A 19,920-nucleotide genomic window follows, 5' to 3' on the forward strand; every position below is an offset into this window, starting at 1 on the left:
TCCGGTCGGTCAGTCGCGCACCGCGATCTCGATGCCTTCGGTGGCGACCTGGGCCAGATGCCGGATCTGCTCCTCGGTAATGATGTATGGCGGCATAAAGTAGACCACGTTGCCTAGCGGCCGCAACAGGGCCTGGCGGGTGAGCGAGTGGCGGTAGACCCGGATGCCGCGCCGTTCCTGCCAGGGGAAGGGCGTCTTGCTGGCCTTGTCCTTGACCATCTCGATGCCCAGGGTCATGCCGTGCTGGCGGATATCGCCGACGTTGGGGTGGTCGGCCAGGTGCGCTACCGACTCGCCCATGCACCGGGCCAGGCGCTGGTTGTTCTCGATCACGTGGTCGTCGCGGAAGATGTCCAGCGTGGCCAGGGCCACCGCGCATCCGATGGGGTTGCCGGTGTAGCTGTGGGAGTGCAGGAAGGCCCGCATGGTCTCGTAGTCGTCGTAGAAGGCGTCGTAGACGTTGTCGGTGGTGAGCACCACGGACAGCGGCAGGTAGCCGGCGGTCAGGCCCTTGGAAAGACACATGAAGTCCGGGGTGATGCCGGACTGCTCGCAGGCGAACATCGTTCCGGTGCGGCCGAAGCCCACGGCGATCTCGTCGGCGATCAGGTGCACGCCGTACTTGTCACAGGCTTCGCGCAGTTTCTTGTGGTAGATGGCGTGGTGCATGCGCATGCCGCCGGCGCACTGGATCAGCGGCTCGACCACCACGGCGCAGATTTCCTCGTGCTGCTCGGCGAGGATCCTGTCCATCGCCTCGAACTGGCGCAGGGCGTAATCTTCCCAGCTTTCGCCCGGCTCGCGATTGAAGGCGTCCGGAGAGGGCGCGGTGATCACTTCCATCAGCAGTGGCTCGTAGGTGTCCTTGTACAGGGACACGTCGCCCAGGGCCAGGGCGCCCAGGGTTTCGCCGTGGTAGCTGTTGCCCAGGTTGACGAAGTTCTTCTTGCCCGGTTTGCCGTGGTTGCGCCAGTAGTGATAGCTCATCTTCAGCGCCGCTTCGATGGCGGAGGAGCCATTGTCGGCGTAGAAGCACTTGTTCAGCCCTTCCGGGGTGACTTCGATCAGGCGCTCGGACAGGCGAACCACCGGCTCGTGGCTGAACCCGGCCAGGATGACGTGTTCGAGCTGTTCGGTCTGCTCGCGGATGGCGGCGTTGATGCGCGGGTTGGCGTGGCCGAACAGGTTGACCCACCAGGAGCTGACCGCGTCGATGTAGCGGTTCTCTTCAAAGTCCTCCAGCCAGACCCCTTCGCCGCGCTTGATCGGGATCAGCGGCAGGCTTTCGTGGTCTTTCATCTGGGTGCAGGGGTGCCAGACGGATTTCAGGTCCCGCTTGACGAGATCGGCGTTGCGCATGGTGTTCTCCTCTGTCAGCCGGGCTCCGTAGCACCCGGACCATCAACCATATCAGGGCGCCATCATACTGGCCGGGATGGGGTATGCGCCAGAGGTTAACCAAAAAGGATGAGTTGGTTAACAGCATGGCCCTGTTGCCCAGGGGCGCCTCGACGGCGGCCAATGCCGAAAGCTCTGGATGCGGCGATGATGTCGAAAAACACCAACAACAAGGGAGGCACAGCATGAAGTTTGATGTGGTGCATCCGTACGAGGCTCGTCTCGATACGGTATTGGACGCATTTTTCGACGAGAATCACATTCGGGCCAAGAATGAACGTCTGGGCCATCGCAATGTGGCGGTGCGCGAGAACCAACGCGATGACAGCGCTGGCAAGCTGGTGGTGGAGCGGGAGATGACCACGTCGGTGAAGGTGCCGGGGGCGTTGTCGGCGTTTCATCGGGAATGGAACTCGGTGCGCCAGGAAGAGCACTGGTTCCGCAAGGATGCGACCGAGTGGCACTGTGAGTTCCGGGTCCGCATCGACGGGGTGCCGGCGAAGATTCACGGCAACATGCAGCTCAAGGGCAACGGCGCGGTGAGCGCCAATCACGTGTCTCTCGACGTGTATTGCGACGTGCCGTTCCTGGGCAAGAAAATCGCCCAGTTCCTGGTGGACGACATGCGCTACAAGCTGGAGCAGGAATACGACGCTACGCGCGGCTTATTGCGCTGAGCGTTGAGGCGAGGGAGTCCAATGTAGCCGGAGCTTTAGCTTCGGAGGCGCCGTTAATGGGCCCGTCTTTTTGATGAGTTTTGAACGCCTGCCGGAAGCGGCTGGCGGCTGGACGGAAGCGTGGGGAGGTATCGGCAGGCCTTTGGCCTGCTCCGAAGCTGAGGCTTCGGCTACGTGGGGCCATCGTCGGCGGAACCATCGTCGACGTGACGGTGGCCGCCAGACGAAAAAGGGAGCCCGACGGCTCCCTTTTTTGATGCGGCTCGAAGCAACGCATCAGTGCTTGAGGACCCGCGACAGGAACGACTGGGTCCGCTCGTTCTGCGGGTTGTCGAACACGTCCTGGGGCTTGCCTTCCTCGACGATCTGGCCGCCGTGGATGTAGATGACGCGGTCCGCCACTTCCCGGGCAAAGCCCATTTCATGGGTCACGACCATCATGGTCATCCCTTCCTTGGCCAGTTCCCGCATGACGTCCAGCACTTCGCCGATCATCTCCGGGTCCAGCGCCGAGGTCGGTTCGTCGAACAGCATCAGGCGCGGCTCCATGGCCAGTGCCCGGGCAATGGCCACACGTTGTTGCTGGCCGCCGGACAGCTGGGTTGGGTATTTCTCCGCCTGGTTGGCGATGCCCACCCGGTCCAGCAGCTTCATGGCGGTAGCCTCGGCGGCGCGCTTGTTGGTCTCCTTGACCTTCATCGGTGCCAGCATGATGTTCTGTTTCACCGTCAGGTGCGGGAACAGATTGAACTGCTGGAACACCATGCCCACTTCCTTGCGGATCGCGGCCAGGGATTTCTGGTTGCCGCCTTTCGGGGCCAGCGGTTGCTGGTCGACCACCAGCTCGCCGGATTCGTACTCCTCCAGTCCGTTGACGCAACGGATCAGGGTGGACTTGCCGGAGCCGCTGGCGCCGATGACGACCACGACTTCCCCCGGTTGCACCTCCAGATCAATGTCCTTGAGGACATGGTGCGAGCCGAAGAACTTGTTCAGGCGCTGCATGCGCACGATCTTTTCCATGGTCAGCCTCCGTCAGGTCGATGCCAGTCCGCGCCGCTCCGCAAGACGAAGCAGGAACGAGAGCGTCAGGGTGATGGCGAGATAGAGCAGGGCCACCATGAAGTACACCTCGAATGCGGTGAAGGTGGTGGCGATGTAGATCTGGCCCTGACGGACCAGCTCGCCCACGCCGATGACGGAGAACAGGGACGTGTCCTTGATGCTGACGATGGCCTGGTTACCCAGCGGCGGAATCATCCGGCGCAGGGCCTGAGGCCAGACGACCGACCAGAAGGTCTGCGAGCGGGACAGCCCCAGGGACAGGCCGGCTTCGCTCTGGCCCTTGTCGATGGACTGGACGCCGCCGCGAACGACTTCCGAAATGTAGGCGCCGGAGTTGAGCGCGATGGCGGCGATGCCTGCGGTCAGCGCGTTGATCGGGCCGCCGACGATGTCCGGCAGACCGTAGAAGATGAACAGGACCTGCACCAGGATAGGCGTGCCCCGGAAGATTTCGATGTAGGCGGTGGCGGGCCAGCGTAGCAGGCGATTGCGGCTGATACTGGCCAGACCCATGACAATCCCGATGGCGAAGCCGATCAGCAGGCCGCCAAAGGAAATGAGCAGGGTGTAGGGAATGCCTTTTAACAGATAGGGCACCGAGCCAATGGCGGCGCTCCAATCGAATTGAAAGCCGGATTCCACGATGATTTTCTCCAGTGCTTAAACAAAAAAACGCAGGGCACCTCGCGATACCCTGCGCCTGGTCGTGGGATTTACATGTCTTCCGGCATCGGGCCGAACCACTTCTCGTAAATCTCTTTGTAGGTGCCGTCCTCTTTCATGGCGGCCAGGGCGTCATTGACTTCGTCGAGCCACTCGCTGCCGCTCTTCAGGGCGATACCGTACTGCTGGCCTTCGTACAGCGGGCCGACGGTGGTGACGCGGTTCTTGCCTTTGGTGCGGGCGAAGTAGCCAACGTTCGGCGCGTCGTAGAAGACCGCGTCCACGCTGCCGGACATCAGGGCCATGTACATGTCGGCACTGCCCGGATACGGGGTAACGCCGTCATCGTCCTCGATGTTCTTGGTCAGGTAGTCGTAGCTGGTGCTGCCGATCTTGGTGCCGACCTTCTTGCCTTCCAGGTCGTCGACGGTCTTGATGGAGTCGTCGCTGCTCTTGACCAGCAGACGCAGGCCGGAGTCGTAGTACGGGTCGGAGAAGTCGACAATCTTCTCACGCTCTTCGGTGATGGTGATGCCGGCCAGGGCAATGTCGACGTTACCGGTTTGCAGGGCCGGGATAATACCGTTGAAGTCCATGGTGTTCAGCTCGTAGTCGAAGCCGGCGCGCTTGGCGACTTCGGCGAGGATGTCCATATCGAAACCGACCATCTCGCCGGATTCCTGGTCCATCATCTCAAAGGGTACGAAGCTCGGGTCGGTGACGGCCCGCAGGGTCTCTGCGCTGACCATTGTTGAGCCCAGGGTCAGGGCGACGGTTGCACTCACGGTCTTCAGCCATTTGGTGCTCATAGATCCTCCTGGTTTCTTTTTTTGAATGTCCGATCCTGCTTGTGGCAACGGCATCACGAGACCGCAAGTCCCATGATGGACGGGGATTTCTCCCGATCGAACTAGTTTAGACCATGAGGGGAAGTCGCATTAAAAGTCAATTTTGATGCTTTAGACAAAGGTCTAATGGCCAAGGATTCTGGCAAGGAAATTGCCCGGAGAAATGGATTCGTCCGGGCGAAAGGTGCTGGGTCGGGTCAGTCACTCAGAACGCGATCTTGTCGCGATCCGCCAGGCCCAGGTTGTTCCAGATGTTCACGCTGGCGGTGGCCTGGTTCAGTGTATAGAAGTGCAGGCCAGGCGCGCCGGCGTCGAGCAGCTTCTCGCACATGCGGGTAACGACTTCCTCGCCGAACTGGCGGATGCTGTCGCTGTCGTCGCCATAGGCTTCCAGCTGCTTGCGGATCCAGCGCGGGATTTCCGCGCCGCACATCTCGGAGAAACGCGCCAGGTTGGAGAAGTTGACGATGGGCATGATGCCCGGCACCACCGGAATGGTGATCCCCATCTTCTCCAGGCGGTCGATGAAGTAGAAATAGCTGTCGGCGTTGAAGAAGTACTGGGTGATGGCGCTGTTGGCACCGGCCTCCACCTTGCGTGCGAAGTTCTTCAGGTCATCCTCGGCGCTGGGGGCTTGCGGATGGAACTCCGGGTAGGCCGCTACTTCGATGTTGAAGGTGTCGCCGGTGTGCTCGCGGATGAAACTCACCAGCTCGTTGGCGTAACGCAGTTCGCCGGCTGCGCCCATGCCTGAGGGCAGGTCGCCGCGCAGGGCCACGATGCGGTTGACGCCGTTTTCCTTGTACAGGTCCAGCAGCTCGGCAATGCTCTCCCGGGTGCCGCCCACGCAGGACAGGTGCGGCGCCGTGGAGATGCCCTGTTTGTGCAGGCTCAGCACGGTGTCGATGGTGCGGTCGCGGGTGGAGCCGCCGGCACCGAAGGTCACGGAGAAGAAGTCCGGGTTCACTTCAGCCAGCTGGTTGCGGACCGTCTGCAGCTTTTCCTTGCCCTGGTCGGTCTTGGGTGGGAAAAACTCGAAGCTGAAGCGTCGTTTGAATTGTTTCTGGGATTCCATGGTTCTGCTCTGTTGCTGACGACACCGCCCTTGCGAGACAGGCGGTGCCGTACTTCAGGGTCAGGCGGCGCCGTGTGGACGCCGCCCCCGTCAGGGCCTCAGTACTTGTAGCTTTCCGGCTTGAACGGGCCTTCCACATCGACGCCGATGTACTTGGCCTGGTCCGGTGTCAGCTTGGTGATGGTGCCGCCGAAGCCTTCCACCATGGCGCGGGCCACTTCCTCGTCCAGCTGCTTGGGCAGGACCTGGACGTAGACGCCCTTGGCGCGGGCGTCTTCTGGCAGGTCGGCGAAGCGACGCTCGAACAGGTACATCTGTGCCAGCACCTGGTTGGCGAAAGAGCCGTCCATGATGCGCGACGGGTGACCAGTGGCGTTGCCCAGGTTCACCAGACGGCCCTCGGACAGCAGGATCAGGTAGTCGCCGGCGGCCTTGTCGCGGTGGATCAGGTGCACCTGCGGCTTGATCTCTTCCCATTCCCACTGCTTGCGCATGAAGGCGGTGTCGATTTCGTTGTCGAAGTGGCCGATATTGCAGACCACCGCGCCGGCCTTGAGGGCCTTGAGCATGTTGGCGTCGCACACGTTGACGTTACCGGTGGTGGTCACCAGCAGGTCGGTGTTGCCCAGCAGCTCGGCGTTGACGCCGGCTTCAGTGCCGGTGTTGACGCCGCCGTTGAACGGGGACACCACTTCGAAGCCATCCATGCAGGCCTGCATTGCGCAGATCGGATCCGCCTCGGTGACTTTCACGATCATGCCTTCCTGACGCAGGGACGCCGCGGACCCCTTGCCCACATCGCCGTAGCCGATAACCAGCGCCTTCTTGCCGGACAGCAGGTGGTCGGTGGCGCGCTTGATGGCGTCGTTCAGGCTGTGACGACAACCGTACTTGTTGTCGTTCTTGGACTTGGTGATGGAGTCGTTGACGTTGATCGCCGGGACTTTCAGGGTGCCTTCGCGCAGCATTTCCTGCAGGCGGTGCACGCCAGTGGTGGTTTCCTCGGTGACGCCGTGACAGTTGGCCAGGATTTCCGGGAACTTGTCGTGCAGCAGGGCGGTCAGGTCGCCGCCGTCGTCCAGTACCATGTTCGGCTCCCAGCCGTCCACGTCGGCGCCGACGGTGCGCTCCAGGCACCAGTCGTACTCTTCGTCGGTCTCACCCTTCCAGGCGAAGACCGGCACGCCCTGGTCGGCGATGGCCGCGGCGGCGTGATCCTGGGTGGAGAAGATGTTGCACGAGGACCAGCGCACTTCGGCGCCCAGCTCCACCAGTGTCTCGATCAGCACGGCGGTCTGGATGGTCATGTGGATACAGCCCATGATTTTGGCGCCCTTGAGCGGCTGTTCGCTCTTGTACTTGTGGCGCAAGGCCATCAGCGCGGGCATTTCGCTTTCGGCGATCATGATTTCCTTGCGGCCCCAGTCGGCCAGGGAAATGTCGCGAACCTTGTAGTCCGCTGCGCTGCTGAATTGTTCGGCCGGTGTGCTCATTGTCTGTGCTCCTGGTTCGGTTTGCGTTGCCGCGCCATTGGCCGCAACGCGAGGATTCGTTAATAGCTCCCCTCTCCCCAAACCCCTCTCCCGCAAGGGGCGAGGGGCGAGGGGCTTTAACAGGGTGTGGCTAAAGCGCCGGGAATCAGATGCCCGCGTCATCCTTCAGCGCCGCTGCCCTGTCCGTCTTCTCCCACGGGAAGGCGGTGAAGGTCTTGCCGCCGACGGTCATCTCGAACGGATCGCGACCGAAGTGGCCGTAGGCCGCGGTGGCGCGGTACATCGGATGCTGCAGGTCGAGCATGCGCGTGATGGCATACGGGCGCAGGTCGAAGTGCTGGCGCACCAGCTGGATGATCTTGTCGTCGGCGATCTTGCCGGTGCCGAACGTGTTCACCGAGATGGACGTCGGCTCGGCCACGCCGATGGCGTAGGACACCTGAACCTCGCAACGCTGGGCCAGGCCGGCGGCGACGATGTTCTTGGCAACGTAGCGGCCGGCGTAGGCGGCGGAGCGGTCGACCTTGGACGGGTCCTTGCCGGAGAAGGCGCCGCCGCCGTGGCGGGCCATACCGCCGTAGGTGTCGACGATGATCTTGCGGCCGGTCAGACCACAGTCACCCACCGGACCGCCGATCACGAACTTGCCGGTCGGGTTGATGTGGAACTTGGTGTGCTCGTCCAGCAGTTCCGCCGGAATGACGTTCTTGACGATCAGCTCCATGACGGCCTCTTTCAGGTCCGCCTGGCTGACGTTGGGATCGTGCTGGGTGGACAGGACGATGGCGTCGATGCCGGTGACACGGCCGTTCTCGTAGCGGCAGGTGACCTGGCTCTTGGCGTCCGGGCGCAGCCACGGCAGCAGGCCGTTCTTGCGCGCTTCCGCCTGGCGCTCCACCAGACGGTGGGCGTAGCAGATCGGCGCCGGCATCAGTACGTCGGTCTCGTCGCTGGCGTAGCCGAACATCAGGCCCTGGTCGCCGGCGCCCTGGTCTTCCGGCTTCTGGCGGTCCACGCCCTGGGCGATATCCACCGACTGCTTGCCGATGATGTTGATCACACCGCAGGTGTCGCCGTCGAAGCCGACGTCGGACGAGGTGTAGCCGATGTCCTTGATCACCGAGCGCACCAGATCTTCCAGATCGACCCAGGCGGAGGTGGTGATTTCGCCGCCGACGATCGCCACACCGGTCTTGACCATGGTTTCGCACGCCACGCGGGCATTGGGGTCCTCGGTCAGGATGGTGTCGAGTACGGCATCGGAAATCTGGTCGGCCAGTTTGTCCGGATGACCTTCGGATACAGACTCGGACGTGAAGATGCTGTAGTCAGACATGCTTGCGGGTTCCTTGTTGTCAGGCGGCGTTTCAGTCGCCGCAACCGGTTAATGGGTCAGTGTTGATGATCGTTCGGAATCCCCGTCGGGGCTTCGCTCATGAGTGTTTCCAGAATTCACGGACCTGGACCTGGAAACCGTTACGTAAACCGATAAAAAGCGTCTCACCGGTGCTCAGGCCGGCGTCTTCCGCCCAAGCGGTCAGTTCTTCCGGCTCGAAGCCCAGCCAGAGGTCGCCGCAGTTGGCCTTCGCCCAGTTCTGGTCGTGGCTGCACAGGTCGCTGATGATCAGGCAGCCGCCGTCGCGCATCAGCGCCGCCGCATCCTCGAAAATATCCGCCGGGTTGGGCACGTGGTGCAGCACCATATTGGCCACCACCAGTTGGAAGCGGCCGGCCTGGCCGCCCCGGATCAGGTCGGTGGTGCCTTCGATCAACTCGACGTTGTCCAGGCCGGCCTCGCCGCACGCGACCTTTGCCCGGGACAGCATGTCGCGGGAGTTGTCCACCGCCACCACCTGCCTGCTCGAACGGCTCAGTTCCGCCAGAAAGGCGCCTTCGCCGGGGCCGATTTCCAGGCTGTCCCGCCCACTCAGTTGGGCCGCCTTCTGACGCACCAGTTCCGCGACCGGCTCGGCGTAGTGCTCGAACGCGGCGATCAGTTCCTGTTGTTCGCGGAACTGCTCCGCATGGCGCGCGAAGAACGCCTGGGACTGATCGGCCCGCTGGTCACGTACTTCGCGGATGCGCGCGTTCAGGTGATCCGGCAGGGCCACCTGGTCCACCAGCGCAAACACCTGGCGCACGGCCTGATCGGTCAGTTCCTGGCTGCGGGCGCGCAGCGGGCGACGGTAGAAAATGGCATTGCCTTCGCGCTGGGGCTCAAGCAGGCCGGCCTTGGCCAGCACCTTCAGGTGGTGGCTCATGCCCGACTGGCGAACCCCGAAAATCTGGCTCAGCTCCATCACGCCGAAGGTGTCCCGCTGCAGCACGCGCAGAATTTCCAGGCGCAGCGGATCGCCGCTGGCCTTGAAGACCGGCGCCAGTTGATCCAGTGACGGCGACAGTTCGGAGTCGATGGAGGCAATACTGTTCATGGGGTGCAAGTGTAGGAAGGCTTCGGCGAGGAATCAATATCTATATCAAAAAACTTTGATATAGGTTGGTTGGATCGGGGGCGGGCGCCGGCAATACGCCTGAAAGGCATAACCGGACGGGTTTTATCGCGCATCGATTTAAGCGACAGGTCGTGCGGCTGCTAGATTAATGGGTGTGCGGGGCGTGTTCGAGTACATGCCGCTCAGATATACCCACGATGATTCACCGCTACACGGAATGCAGCGGGTTTGCCGACAGGAGGTCTGGTGCCTGCATCCATCCTCAGTTCCCTGACATCTCTGAGAATCGCCACGAGTGCCTGCGGGTTTGTTGCGCTGCTGGTCGTTTGTCCGGTCGCTGCGGCGGACTCTTCGCCATCGCCATCGCCATCGCCATCGCCGGACCGCGCCGGGGCGTCGATCCACATGTACTGGCCGGATAGCGAACGCGGCACCGATGAAGTCAGCGTGGGCTACGACGCTTTCTACGAACGGGATTGCAGCCGTTGGTGCGGCTACTGGCGCGTGCGGGCCTTTCACGAGGTGCTGGAGACGACCGATCGCGTGGTGTCCGATTTCTATCGCCGGGGGCTCGGCGGCGACCTGGGCCATGACTGGGCGCTGGGTCACGACGTCCGCGGTGGCGTGTTTGCCGGCCTGGGCTGGGTGAATAACGACGTAGTGCCCGACGCCGACGACAGCAACGACTGGTTCGGCTCCCTGGGGCTACAGGCCACCTCGCCCCGGCTGGGGGGCACCCGGTTGCGGGTGCGCGGCAGTCTGCGCGCCAATTACGACCACTACCAGGGCGGCGTGTTGGACTGGCAGGCCGGCTTAAGCGTGATGCTGCCTCTACGGTAGCTGTTTTTCGGGAAAGGAGTAGCAACGGCAAGGCGCAGGGAGGACGCGGATGCGAACCCGAACGTCATGGAAGGCCGTATGGGTACTGGGCGCGATGGTCTTGCTGGCCGGCTGCCTGGCAGAAGGAGAGGACCAGGATGCCGACGGCGTGCCCGGGCCCGACGATAACTGTTCGGCGATGGTCAACCCGGATCAGGCGGATATGGACGGGGACGGCATCGGCGATGCCTGCGATGCCGACCGCGACGGCGACCAGGTGCGTGACAGCGTCGACAACTGCCCGGATCTGGCCAACGCCCAACAGACCGACCTCGACGGCGACCGCATCGGCGACGCCTGCGATCCGTTGATCGACTCCGACGGCGACGGCGTGGCCGATGCCGCCGACAATTGCCCGGTCACCGCTAACAGCGACCAACAGGATTCCGATGGCGACGGTGCCGGCGATGCCTGCGATTCCGGGCGGGACCTGGACGCCGATGGCATCGACGACAGCGTGGACAATTGCCTGACCGTCAGCAACCCGGACCAGGCGGACCGGGACGGCGACGCCCTGGGCGATGCCTGCGATGCCGATCACGACAACGACGGGATCGACGACGGTGTCGACAATTGCCCGCTGATGTCGAATTCGGATCAGGTGGACCACGACGGCGACGGTCTGGGCGACGTGTGCGACGACGATCTGGATGGGGACGCCGTCGATAACGACGTGGACAACTGCCCGCGCCTGGCGAACGGCGACCAGCGGGACGACGATCTGGACGGTGTTGGAGACGCGTGCGACCTGTCTGTGGACAGCGACGGAGACGGCATCGCCAACGGCGTCGATAATTGTCCGCTCGATGCCAATGCTTTTCAGGAGGACGAGGACCTCGACGGCATTGGCGACGCCTGCGACCCGGACAGGGATAACGACGGCGTTTTCGACGATGTCGACAACTGCCCGCACGATCCCAACGACGACCAGCTCGATAGCGACGCCAACGGCATCGGCGACGTCTGCGAACCGCCGGCGCCGGCGGACAGTGACGGCGACGCGGTGCCGGATACGCTCGACAACTGCCCGGTCCAGGCCAACCCCGGCCAGTCGGATTTCGATGGTGACGATATCGGCGACGCCTGCGACGACGATGTCGACGGTGATGGGGTTCTGGACGTCGCCGACAACTGCCCCCACGTTGCCAATGCCTCGCAGGCCGATGCCGATGGCGACGGCGAGGGCGATGCCTGCGACCTGGGCCTGGATAGCGACGGCGACGGCCTGGACGACGAGGTGGATAACTGCCCCTCGATAGCCAACGCGGATCAGCTCGATGCAGACGGCGACGGCCAGGGCAATGCCTGCGACAGCGATCTCGACAACGACGCCGTGCTGAACGGCGCGGACAACTGCCCGTATATCGCCAACCCGGAACAGGGGGACCTGGACCTGGACGGCGACGGTGACGCCTGCGATACCGACGCCGACGGCGATGGCGTGGACAACCTGGGCGATAACTGCCCGACGCTCAGTAATCCGTCCCAGGAAGACAGTGACGGCGATGGTCTGGGCAACGTCTGCGATGCCGAATCGGACCAGGATGGTGATGGTGTCGATGACGGCGTGGACAATTGCCCGACGGTGGACAACGCCAATCAGCACGACTGGGACGGCGACGGTGTCGGGGATGCCTGCGATTCGGACCTCGACGGCGACGGCGTCCAGAACGACGCCGATAACTGCCCGTCGTTGATCAACCCCGATCAGGCGGACCTCGACGGTGATGGCGTCGGCGACGCGTGCGACTCCGACCGGGACGGCGATGCGGTGGCCGACGGTCTCGACAACTGCCCGACCGTCGCCAACCCGTTGCAGGCGGATCTCGACGGCGATGGAATCGGCGACGCCTGCGATGCCGACCGCGACGGTGACGGCATCGGTGCCGGCGATAACTGCCCGGTGGATGCCAATGCCGATCAGCTCGACTCGGATGGCGATGGCGCCGGCGATGCCTGCGACGACGACCGTGATGGGGATGGCCTCGCCAATGGGGTCGACAACTGTCCTTTGCTGGCCAACCCCGGGCAGGAGGATGACGATGGCGACGGTCATGGCGATGCCTGCGATGCGGATCGCGACGGTGATGGCGTGACCAACGGCATGGACAATTGTCCCGCGATGGCCAACGCGGGGCAGGAGGATCAGGATGGGGACCTGGTGGGCGACAGTTGCGATCCGGATCGCGATGGCGACGGCGTGGATGACGTAGGAGACAACTGCCCGGTCGACGCCAACCCGGGGCAGGGCGATGCCGATGGCGACGGCGAGGGGGATGCCTGCGACGCCAACACCGATTCCGACGGCGACGGCGTGTCCGACGGCGTCGATAACTGCCCGTCGGTGATCAACGCCGGGCAGGTGGATCTGGACGACGACGGCGTTGGTGATGCCTGCGATGCGGATGTCGATGGCGATGATGTGGCCAATGGAGCCGACAATTGTCCGGTCATGGCCAATCAGGACCAGTCCGACCTGGACGGCGACGGCCAGGGGGACGCCTGCGACGACGACCTCGACGGCGACGGCGTGAGTCAGGGCAGCGACAACTGCCCGCTGGTGGCGAATTCGGGGCAGGCGGATCTGGACGGCGACGGCCAGGGCGATGCGTGCGATACCGACGACGACGCCGACACCGTCGACGATGCCAGTGACAATTGCCCGACCGTGGCCAACATCGGGCAGGAAGATCGGGACCTGGATGGAGCGGGCGATGCCTGTGACGACGATGTCGACGGCGATGGCGTCGATGATGTCGCCGACAACTGCCCGCTGGTTGCCAACGCCTCGCAACAGGATACCGACGGCGACGGTCAGGGGGATGCCTGCGATACCGATATCGACGGCGATGCGGTGGCCAACGACAGCGACAATTGCCCGGTGGATGCCAACGCGGATCAGGCGGACCGGGATCTGGACGGTATCGGGGACGCCTGTGACCTGGTCAGCTCGGTCAGTTGCGGGCCGGATTCCCCCTTTATGCCTCTGGAAACGCCCGATGCCACCACGTCCGACGGCCTGTTCGGCTTGCTGTGCGCGCTGTGCGGCGTCTCCGACCCGGGCCTGGCAATCGACGCGGATGCGGACACGGCGGCCCGGATGACCAGTTCCGTCGGGCTGGCGGCGGGGTCCTACCTGCGCGTCAGCAGCCAGTCGCCGGCGGTCTTCAGTGCCACGCCGCCTGCGCCACGTACCCTGGGCCTGATGCTGTCGCGCCCCAATGCGCTGCTCACCCTGGACGCCCTCGGCGGCGTGGCCATCGTGACCCGACGCAACGGCGTGGAACAGGAGCGGGCGGCGGTGGGCACCCTGCTGGCTCTACAGCTGTTCAGTGTTCCGGAAAACGCCAATCGTTATTTCGTGAACTTCCAGGCCACCCAGGACTTCGACGCCGTTGAAGTCCGGTTCGGCGGCGTCGCCAACGTACTGAGCGACCTGCGTGTGCATCAGGCCTGCGTGGCTTATCCCTGAGAGATATCAGGGGCTTCGGCGCGGCGGCCCGGAGAAAGGGATGGCGGAAGCGGATGGGAGGGAGAGGATCTTGCGGATGGCATTTGCCCATTGATGTCCTAATCGGCGAAAATATGCGCCTTCTCGATTTCTGGCCGGTATTTTCGGGGGGGTTCGGACCCGGAATACCGCGTGAAAGCCGTCGCCTAAATGTGGAGATACACTCGATGCCGTCCCGTAAAGATCTTGCCAATGCCATCCGCGCCCTCAGCATGGATGCCGTCCAGAAGGCCAAATCCGGTCATCCCGGTGCACCGATGGGCATGGCAGATATCGCCGAAGTGCTCTGGAACGATTACCTGAGCCACAACCCGGCGGACCCGTCCTGGCCCAACCGTGACCGGTTTATCCTGTCCAACGGCCACGGTTCCATGCTGCAGTATTCCCTGCTGCACCTGAGCGGCTACGACGTCACCATCGACGACATCAAGAACTTCCGCCAACTGCACAGCAAAACGCCGGGCCACCCGGAATTCGGCTACACGCCGGGTGTTGAGACCACCACCGGCCCGCTGGGGCAGGGTATTGCCAATGCCGTGGGCTTTGCCGTGGCCGAGAAAACCCTGGCCGCGCAGTTCAACCGTGACGGTCACGACATCGTCGACCACTACACTTACGCGTTCCTGGGCGACGGCTGCCTGATGGAAGGCATCTCCCACGAAGTCTGCTCCCTGGCCGGCACCCTGGGCCTGGGTAAGCTGATCTTCTTCTACGACGACAACGGCATTTCCATCGACGGTGAAGTGGATGGCTGGTTCACCGACGACACGCCCAAGCGCTTCGACGCCTACGGCTGGCAGGTCATCCCGGACGTGGACGGCCACAACGCCGAGGAAGTGCGTCGTGCCATCGAACAGGCGCGTGCCAACACCGAGCAGCCGACACTCATCTGCTGCAAGACCATTATCGGCTTCGGCGCACCCAACAAGCAGGGCACCGAAAGCTGCCACGGCGCGGCCCTGGGCGAGGACGAAATCGTCGCCACCCGCGAGAACCTGGGCTGGAACCATCCTGCGTTCGAGGTGCCGGACGACATCTACGCCGCCTGGGACGGTCGCGAAAAAGGCGCTGCGGCCCAGAAGACCTGGAACGAGACCTTCGCGGCCTACAAGAGCGCCCACCCGGAGCTGGCGGCGGAGTTCGAACGCCGTATCCAGGGCGAACTGCCGGCTGACTTTGCGGACAAGGCGGACGCCTACATCCGCGAATGCCAGGAAAACGGCGAAACCGTGGCCAGCCGTAAGGCGTCCCAGAAGACCCTCAACGCCTTCGGCCCGATGCTGCCGGAACTGCTGGGTGGCTCCGCCGACCTGGCCGGTTCCAACCTGACCATCTGGGACGGCAGCAAGGGCATCAACAAGGACGACGCCAGCGGCAACTACCTCTATTACGGGGTGCGCGAGTTCGGCATGGCGGCGATCATGAACGGCATCGCCCTGCACGGCGGTTTCGTGCCCTACGGTGCGACCTTCCTGATCTTCATGGAATACTGCCGCAACGCCGTGCGCATGGCGGCACTGATGAAGCAGCGTTCCATCTTCGTGTTCACCCATGACTCCATCGGTCTGGGCGAGGACGGCCCGACCCACCAGCCGATCGAGCAGCTCACCGCCCTGCGCAGCACGCCGAACATGCACGTGTGGCGTCCGGCGGACGCGGTGGAATCGGCCGTGGCCTGGAAATCCGCGCTGGAGCGCAACGACGGCCCGTCTTCGCTGGTGTTCTCCCGCCAGGGGCTGCCGCACCAGGATCGCAGCGAGCAGCAGCTGGCTGACGTGAGCAAGGGCGCCTACGTTCTTTCCGACAGCGACGGCCACCCGGACCTGATCCTGATCGCCACCGGGTCCGAAGTCGGCCTGGCCCAGGACGCCGCCGCCCAGCTGCGCGAGCAGGGCAGCAAGGTGCGCGTCGTGTCCATGCCGTCGGCGGAAGTGTTCGAGGCCCAGGACGCCCAGTACAAGCAGACAGTGCTGCCGCTGGACGTGACCAACCGCGTGGCCGTCGAGGCGGCCTTCGAGGATTACTGGTACAAGTACGTCGGCCTGGACGGCCGCGTGGTGGGCATGAACAGCTTTGGTGAATCGGCGCCGGCCGGTGATCTGTTCAAGTTCTTCGGATTCACCGTGGACAATGTGGTCGCGGTGTCCCAGGAACTGCTCGAAAACTGAGTTCACGCTCAGCCCGATCTTCGGCCGCCGGGATGACCGGCGGCCGTCACTCCATCCGGGAGACGTTTCCGCCACATGGCATACCGTCTGGCAATCAATGGCTATGGCCGCATTGGTCAGTGCGTGCTGCGCGCGCTGTATGAAAACGGCTACCGCGACACGTTGCAGGTTGTGGCCATCAACGAGCTGTCCGATCTGGAAACCATCGCCCACCTGACCCGCTATGATTCCACCCACGGTCGTTTCCGGGGGGAAGTCACCACCACGGCCACTGGCATGCAGGTCAACGGCGATGACATCCAGGTGCTGCGTGCCAGCCAGCCGCAGGACCTGCCCTGGGCATCGCTGGACGTGGACCTGGTGCTGGAATGCACCGGTGCTTTCAGCGATCGTTCGACGGCGGAACAGCACCTGAACGCCGGCGCGCCGCGGCTGCTGTTCTCGCAGCCGGCGGAACCGGACGTGGACCGGACCGTGGTTTACGGCATCAACGAATCCGAGCTGACCGCGGACGACCGGGTCGTGTCCAACGCATCCTGCACCACCAACTGCGTGGTGCCGGTGATCCGTGAGCTGGACCGCGCCCTGGGCGTGGAGCAGGGCGCGATCACCACCATTCATGCGGCGATGAACGACCAGCCGGTCATCGACGCCTACCATCACCATGACCTGCGTCGCACCCGCAGCGCCCTGCACAATATCGTGCCGGTGGACACCGGGCTGGCGCGTGGAATTGAACGCCTGCTGCCGGCCATGAAAGGCCGCTTCAGCGCCGTGGCCATGCGCGTGCCGACGCTCAATGTGTCGGCCATCGACATGACCGTGAACGTCTCGAAAAACACCGACGTGGCGACCGTCAACCGCCTGATCCGCGACAGTGCGGACGGGCCCCTCAAAGGCATCGTCGGCTACACCGACGAGCCCCTGGCCAGCGCCGATTTCAACCACGACCCGCGCTCGGTGATCGTGGACGGCGGCCAGACCCGGGTCAGCGGCGGTCGCATGGTGAAAGTGCTGTGCTGGTTTGATAACGAATGGGGCTTTGCCAACCGGATGCTCGACGTCAGCCAGAGCTGGCTGTCCCGGTTTGTCGATTCTCACTGAATTCCCAAAAAATGCCTTGAAACCCTTATCAACGCTTTGAAAAAAGGAACGTTTCATGACGATCAAGAAAATGACCGAGCTGGACCTGGCGGGCAAGCGGGTTCTGATTCGTGAAGACCTGAACGTCCCGGTCAAGGACGGCAAGGTGACCAGCGACGCTCGCATCCGCGCTTCCCTGCCGACCATCAAGGCCGCCCGCGACGCCGGCGCCAAGGTCCTGCTGATGTCCCACCTGGGGCGTCCCGAAGAAGGCGTCTACGATGAGGCGTCCTCCATGAAGCCGGTCGCCGCGCACCTGGGCGAACTGCTGGGCCAGCCGGTACGTCTGGTCGAGGATTACCTGGACGGCGTCGACGTGGCCGAGGGTGAAGTGGTCCTGTGCGAGAACGTCCGCTTCAACAAGGGTGAGAAGAAAGACGACGAAGCCCTGTCCAAACGCTACGCCGCCCTGTGCGACGTGTACGTGATGGACGCCTTTGGCACCGCCCACCGCGCCCAGGCCTCCACCCACGGAGTGGCGAAATTCGCGCCGGAAGCCTGCGCCGGCCCGCTGCTGGCGGCGGAGCTGGAAGCCCTGAGCCAGGCGCTGGACAACCCGGCCAAGCCGGTGGTGGCCATCGTCGGCGGCTCCAAGGTGTCCACCAAACTGGACGTCCTCAACGCGCTGGAAAAGGTCTGCGACCAGATCATCGTGGGCGGTGGCATTGCCAACACCTTCCTGGCGGCGGCCGGTCACCCGGTGGGTAAATCCCTGTGCGAACACGACCTGATCGACACCGCCAAGGCCATCGCCGAGCGGGTTAAGATCCCGCTGCCGGAGGACGTGGTCGTTGCCGGCGAGTTCGCCGAGGACGCGGAAGCCACCACCAAGGCGATTGCCGACGTGGGTGAGGGCGACATGATTCTGGACGTCGGCCCGAAAACTGCAGCGCACTTCAGTGAACTGCTGAAGTCCGCCAAGACCATTCTGTGGAACGGTCCGGTGGGTGTTTTCGAATTCGACCAGTTTGGCGGCGGTACCCGCGCCTTGGCCGATGCCATCGCCGAGAGCGACGCTTTCTCGCTGGCCGGCGGCGGTGACACCGTGGCGGCCGTCGACAAATACGGCGTAAGCGATAAAATTTCCTATATATCGACGGGCGGTGGCGCCTTCCTGGAGTTTGTGGAAGGCAAAACCCTGCCCGCCGTCGCGGTGTTGGAAGAGCGCGGCGCATAGCGAGGAGCCCCTGGACGCGTCCTGAACACCTTCTGGCGCATACGCGCCCCTGCGGGCCAAGCCTGAGAACATCAGATGCAGCGTTGCGGCTTTTGCCAAGGGCTGTCCGCATGCGGCCCAGGCCATTGCCGGCAAGCCGCGCCTTGCATCTGATGCCCTCAGACTCGGCAGAAGGTATTCAGGACGCGTCCAGCGACTCCATGAATCCTGAACTGAATTTCCAAAGGAGATTTATCCAATGGCTCTTATTTCAATGCGCCAGCTGCTGGACCACGCCGCCGAGCATGGTTACGGCGTTCCCGCGTTCAACGTCAACAACCTGGAGCAGATGCGCGCCATTATGGAAGCGGCGGACAAGACCGACTCCCCGGTCATCGTCCAGGCCTCTGCCGGTGCACGTAAGTACGCCGGTGCACCGTTCCTGCGCCACCTGATCCTGGCGGCGGTCGAGGAATTCCCGCACATTCCGGTGGTCATGCACCAGGACCACGGCACCAGCCCGGCCGTATGCCAGCGCTCCATCCAGTTGGGTTTCAGCTCCGTGATGATGGACGGCTCCCTGGGTGAAGACGGTAAGACGCCGACCGATTATGAGTACAACGTCGACGTCACCCGTCGCACCGTGGAAATGGCGCATGCCTGCGGCGTGTCCGTGGAAGGCGAACTGGGCTGTCTGGGCTCCCTGGAAACCGGCCAGGCCGGTGAGGAAGACGGCATCGGCGCGGAAGGCACGCTGGACCACAGCCAGATGCTGACCGATCCGGAAGAAGCCGCCGGCTTCGTCAAGAAGACCCACGTGGACGCGCTGGCCATTGCCATCGGCACCAGCCACGGCGCCTACAAGTTCACCCGTCCGCCCACCGGCGACATCCTGGCCATCGACCAGATCAAGAAGATCCACGCCCGCATCCCGGACACCCATCTGGTCATGCACGGTTCCAGCTCCGTACCCCAGGACTGGCTGCAGATCATCAACGAATACGGTGGCGAGATCCCGGAAACCTACGGTGTCCCGGTCGAGGAAATCGTTGAAGGCATCAAGCACGGCGTGCGCAAGGTCAACATCGATACCGACCTGCGCCTGGCGTCCACCGGCGCGATCCGTCGCTTCCTGGCGAACAACACCGCCGAGTTCGACCCGCGTAAGTACCTGAAGGAATCGGTCAAAGCCATGAGCGAAGTGTGCATGGCCCGTTACGAAGCCTTTGGCACCGCCGGCAACGCCAGCAAGATCAAGCCGATCAACCTGGAGGACATGTTCGGGCGCTATGAGCGCGGCGAACTGGATCCGAAGGTCAACTGATCGCCTGCTGATCATCGTGTGAGCCCCGCCCGTCGCCAGACGCGCGGGGCTTTTTTGTGCCTTCGGG

At 63.5% G+C, this 19,920-nt stretch carries 14 protein-coding genes and 5 pseudogenes; 11 read left to right on the forward strand and 8 right to left on the reverse strand.

Going from position 1 to position 19,920, the window contains the following annotated elements:
- Nucleotides 1-9: 9 nt before the first annotated feature.
- On the reverse strand, nucleotides 10-1,359 hold the full coding sequence (locus DKK67_RS04285; RefSeq protein ID WP_111494724.1) for an adenosylmethionine--8-amino-7-oxononanoate transaminase: 1,350 nt from the start codon (nucleotides 1,357-1,359) through the stop codon (nucleotides 10-12).
- 224 nt (nucleotides 1,360-1,583) lie between these two features.
- On the opposite strand from DKK67_RS04285, the gene DKK67_RS04290 reads away from it, so the two are divergent.
- Nucleotides 1,584-2,075, forward strand: coding sequence for a DUF2505 domain-containing protein (locus DKK67_RS04290; RefSeq protein ID WP_111494726.1), 492 nt, complete (start codon nucleotides 1,584-1,586; stop codon nucleotides 2,073-2,075).
- A gap of 276 nt (nucleotides 2,076-2,351) precedes the next feature.
- Here DKK67_RS04290 and DKK67_RS04295 read toward each other — a convergent pair whose 3' ends face one another.
- The 7 genes from DKK67_RS04295 to DKK67_RS04325 all read right to left on the reverse strand — a co-directional run bounded on the left by DKK67_RS04295 (nucleotide 2,352) and on the right by DKK67_RS04325 (nucleotide 9,651).
- Nucleotides 2,352-3,098, reverse strand: coding sequence for an amino acid ABC transporter ATP-binding protein (locus tag DKK67_RS04295; protein ID WP_111494728.1), 747 nt, complete (start codon nucleotides 3,096-3,098; stop codon nucleotides 2,352-2,354).
- Nucleotides 3,099-3,110: 12 nt separating this feature from the next.
- The gene (locus DKK67_RS04300) at nucleotides 3,111-3,782 is read right to left on the reverse strand and encodes an amino acid ABC transporter permease (RefSeq protein WP_111494730.1); all 672 of its coding nucleotides are present in this window, start codon (nucleotides 3,780-3,782) and stop codon (nucleotides 3,111-3,113) included.
- Nucleotides 3,783-3,853: 71 nt separating this feature from the next.
- Complete coding sequence (locus tag DKK67_RS04305) at nucleotides 3,854-4,612, reverse strand: transporter substrate-binding domain-containing protein (RefSeq protein ID WP_111494732.1); 759 nt, start codon at nucleotides 4,610-4,612, stop codon at nucleotides 3,854-3,856.
- Nucleotides 4,613-4,856: 244 nt separating this feature from the next.
- Nucleotides 4,857-5,726, reverse strand: coding sequence for a methylenetetrahydrofolate reductase [NAD(P)H] (metF, locus tag DKK67_RS04310; RefSeq protein ID WP_111494734.1), 870 nt, complete (start codon nucleotides 5,724-5,726; stop codon nucleotides 4,857-4,859).
- Nucleotides 5,727-5,824: 98 nt separating this feature from the next.
- Nucleotides 5,825-7,219: an adenosylhomocysteinase gene (gene ahcY / locus DKK67_RS04315; protein WP_111494736.1), complete on the reverse strand. Its 1,395-nt coding sequence runs from the start codon at nucleotides 7,217-7,219 to the stop codon at nucleotides 5,825-5,827.
- 145 nt (nucleotides 7,220-7,364) lie between these two features.
- Entirely contained in the window at nucleotides 7,365-8,555 is a 1,191-nt protein-coding gene (metK, locus tag DKK67_RS04320; protein WP_111494738.1) for a methionine adenosyltransferase, read from the reverse strand.
- A gap of 97 nt (nucleotides 8,556-8,652) precedes the next feature.
- On the reverse strand, nucleotides 8,653-9,651 hold the full coding sequence (locus DKK67_RS04325; RefSeq protein ID WP_111494740.1) for a metalloregulator ArsR/SmtB family transcription factor: 999 nt from the start codon (nucleotides 9,649-9,651) through the stop codon (nucleotides 8,653-8,655).
- Nucleotides 9,652-9,918: 267 nt separating this feature from the next.
- Here DKK67_RS04325 and DKK67_RS04330 point away from each other — a divergent pair, with 267 nt between their 5' ends.
- The 10 genes and pseudogenes from DKK67_RS04330 to fba all read left to right on the forward strand — a co-directional run bounded on the left by DKK67_RS04330 (nucleotide 9,919) and on the right by fba (nucleotide 19,853).
- The gene (locus DKK67_RS04330; RefSeq protein WP_162628738.1) at nucleotides 9,919-10,512 is read left to right on the forward strand and encodes a hypothetical protein; all 594 of its coding nucleotides are present in this window, start codon (nucleotides 9,919-9,921) and stop codon (nucleotides 10,510-10,512) included.
- 130 nt (nucleotides 10,513-10,642) lie between these two features.
- Nucleotides 10,643-10,918: pseudogene (locus DKK67_RS21995) on the forward strand (thrombospondin type 3 repeat-containing protein); the annotation flags it as partial.
- Between the two features lie 24 nt (nucleotides 10,919-10,942).
- Nucleotides 10,943-11,920: pseudogene (locus DKK67_RS22000) on the forward strand (thrombospondin type 3 repeat-containing protein); the annotation flags it as partial.
- A gap of 27 nt (nucleotides 11,921-11,947) precedes the next feature.
- Nucleotides 11,948-12,142, forward strand: a pseudogene (locus DKK67_RS22045) (thrombospondin type 3 repeat-containing protein); the annotation flags it as partial.
- A gap of 27 nt (nucleotides 12,143-12,169) precedes the next feature.
- Nucleotides 12,170-12,463, forward strand: a pseudogene (locus DKK67_RS22005) (thrombospondin type 3 repeat-containing protein); the annotation flags it as partial.
- 27 nt (nucleotides 12,464-12,490) lie between these two features.
- Nucleotides 12,491-14,023: pseudogene (locus DKK67_RS22010) on the forward strand (thrombospondin type 3 repeat-containing protein); the annotation flags it as partial.
- Between the two features lie 206 nt (nucleotides 14,024-14,229).
- Nucleotides 14,230-16,230, forward strand: a complete 2,001-nt coding sequence (gene tkt, locus DKK67_RS04340) for a transketolase (RefSeq protein ID WP_111494744.1) — start codon at nucleotides 14,230-14,232, stop codon at nucleotides 16,228-16,230.
- A gap of 75 nt (nucleotides 16,231-16,305) precedes the next feature.
- Nucleotides 16,306-17,334, forward strand: coding sequence for a type I glyceraldehyde-3-phosphate dehydrogenase (gene gap / locus DKK67_RS04345; protein WP_111494746.1), 1,029 nt, complete (start codon nucleotides 16,306-16,308; stop codon nucleotides 17,332-17,334).
- 55 nt (nucleotides 17,335-17,389) lie between these two features.
- Nucleotides 17,390-18,550, forward strand: coding sequence for a phosphoglycerate kinase (locus DKK67_RS04350; RefSeq protein ID WP_111494748.1), 1,161 nt, complete (start codon nucleotides 17,390-17,392; stop codon nucleotides 18,548-18,550).
- Between the two features lie 238 nt (nucleotides 18,551-18,788).
- Nucleotides 18,789-19,853 (forward strand): class II fructose-bisphosphate aldolase, encoded by a 1,065-nt coding sequence (fba, locus tag DKK67_RS04355; RefSeq protein ID WP_111494750.1) that lies wholly within the window; start codon nucleotides 18,789-18,791, stop codon nucleotides 19,851-19,853.
- Nucleotides 19,854-19,920: the final 67 nt, after the last annotated feature.

Origin of the sequence: Marinobacter bohaiensis, from assembly GCF_003258515.1 — a bacterium.
Classification (GTDB): Bacteria; Pseudomonadota; Gammaproteobacteria; order Pseudomonadales; family Oleiphilaceae; genus Marinobacter_A; species Marinobacter_A bohaiensis.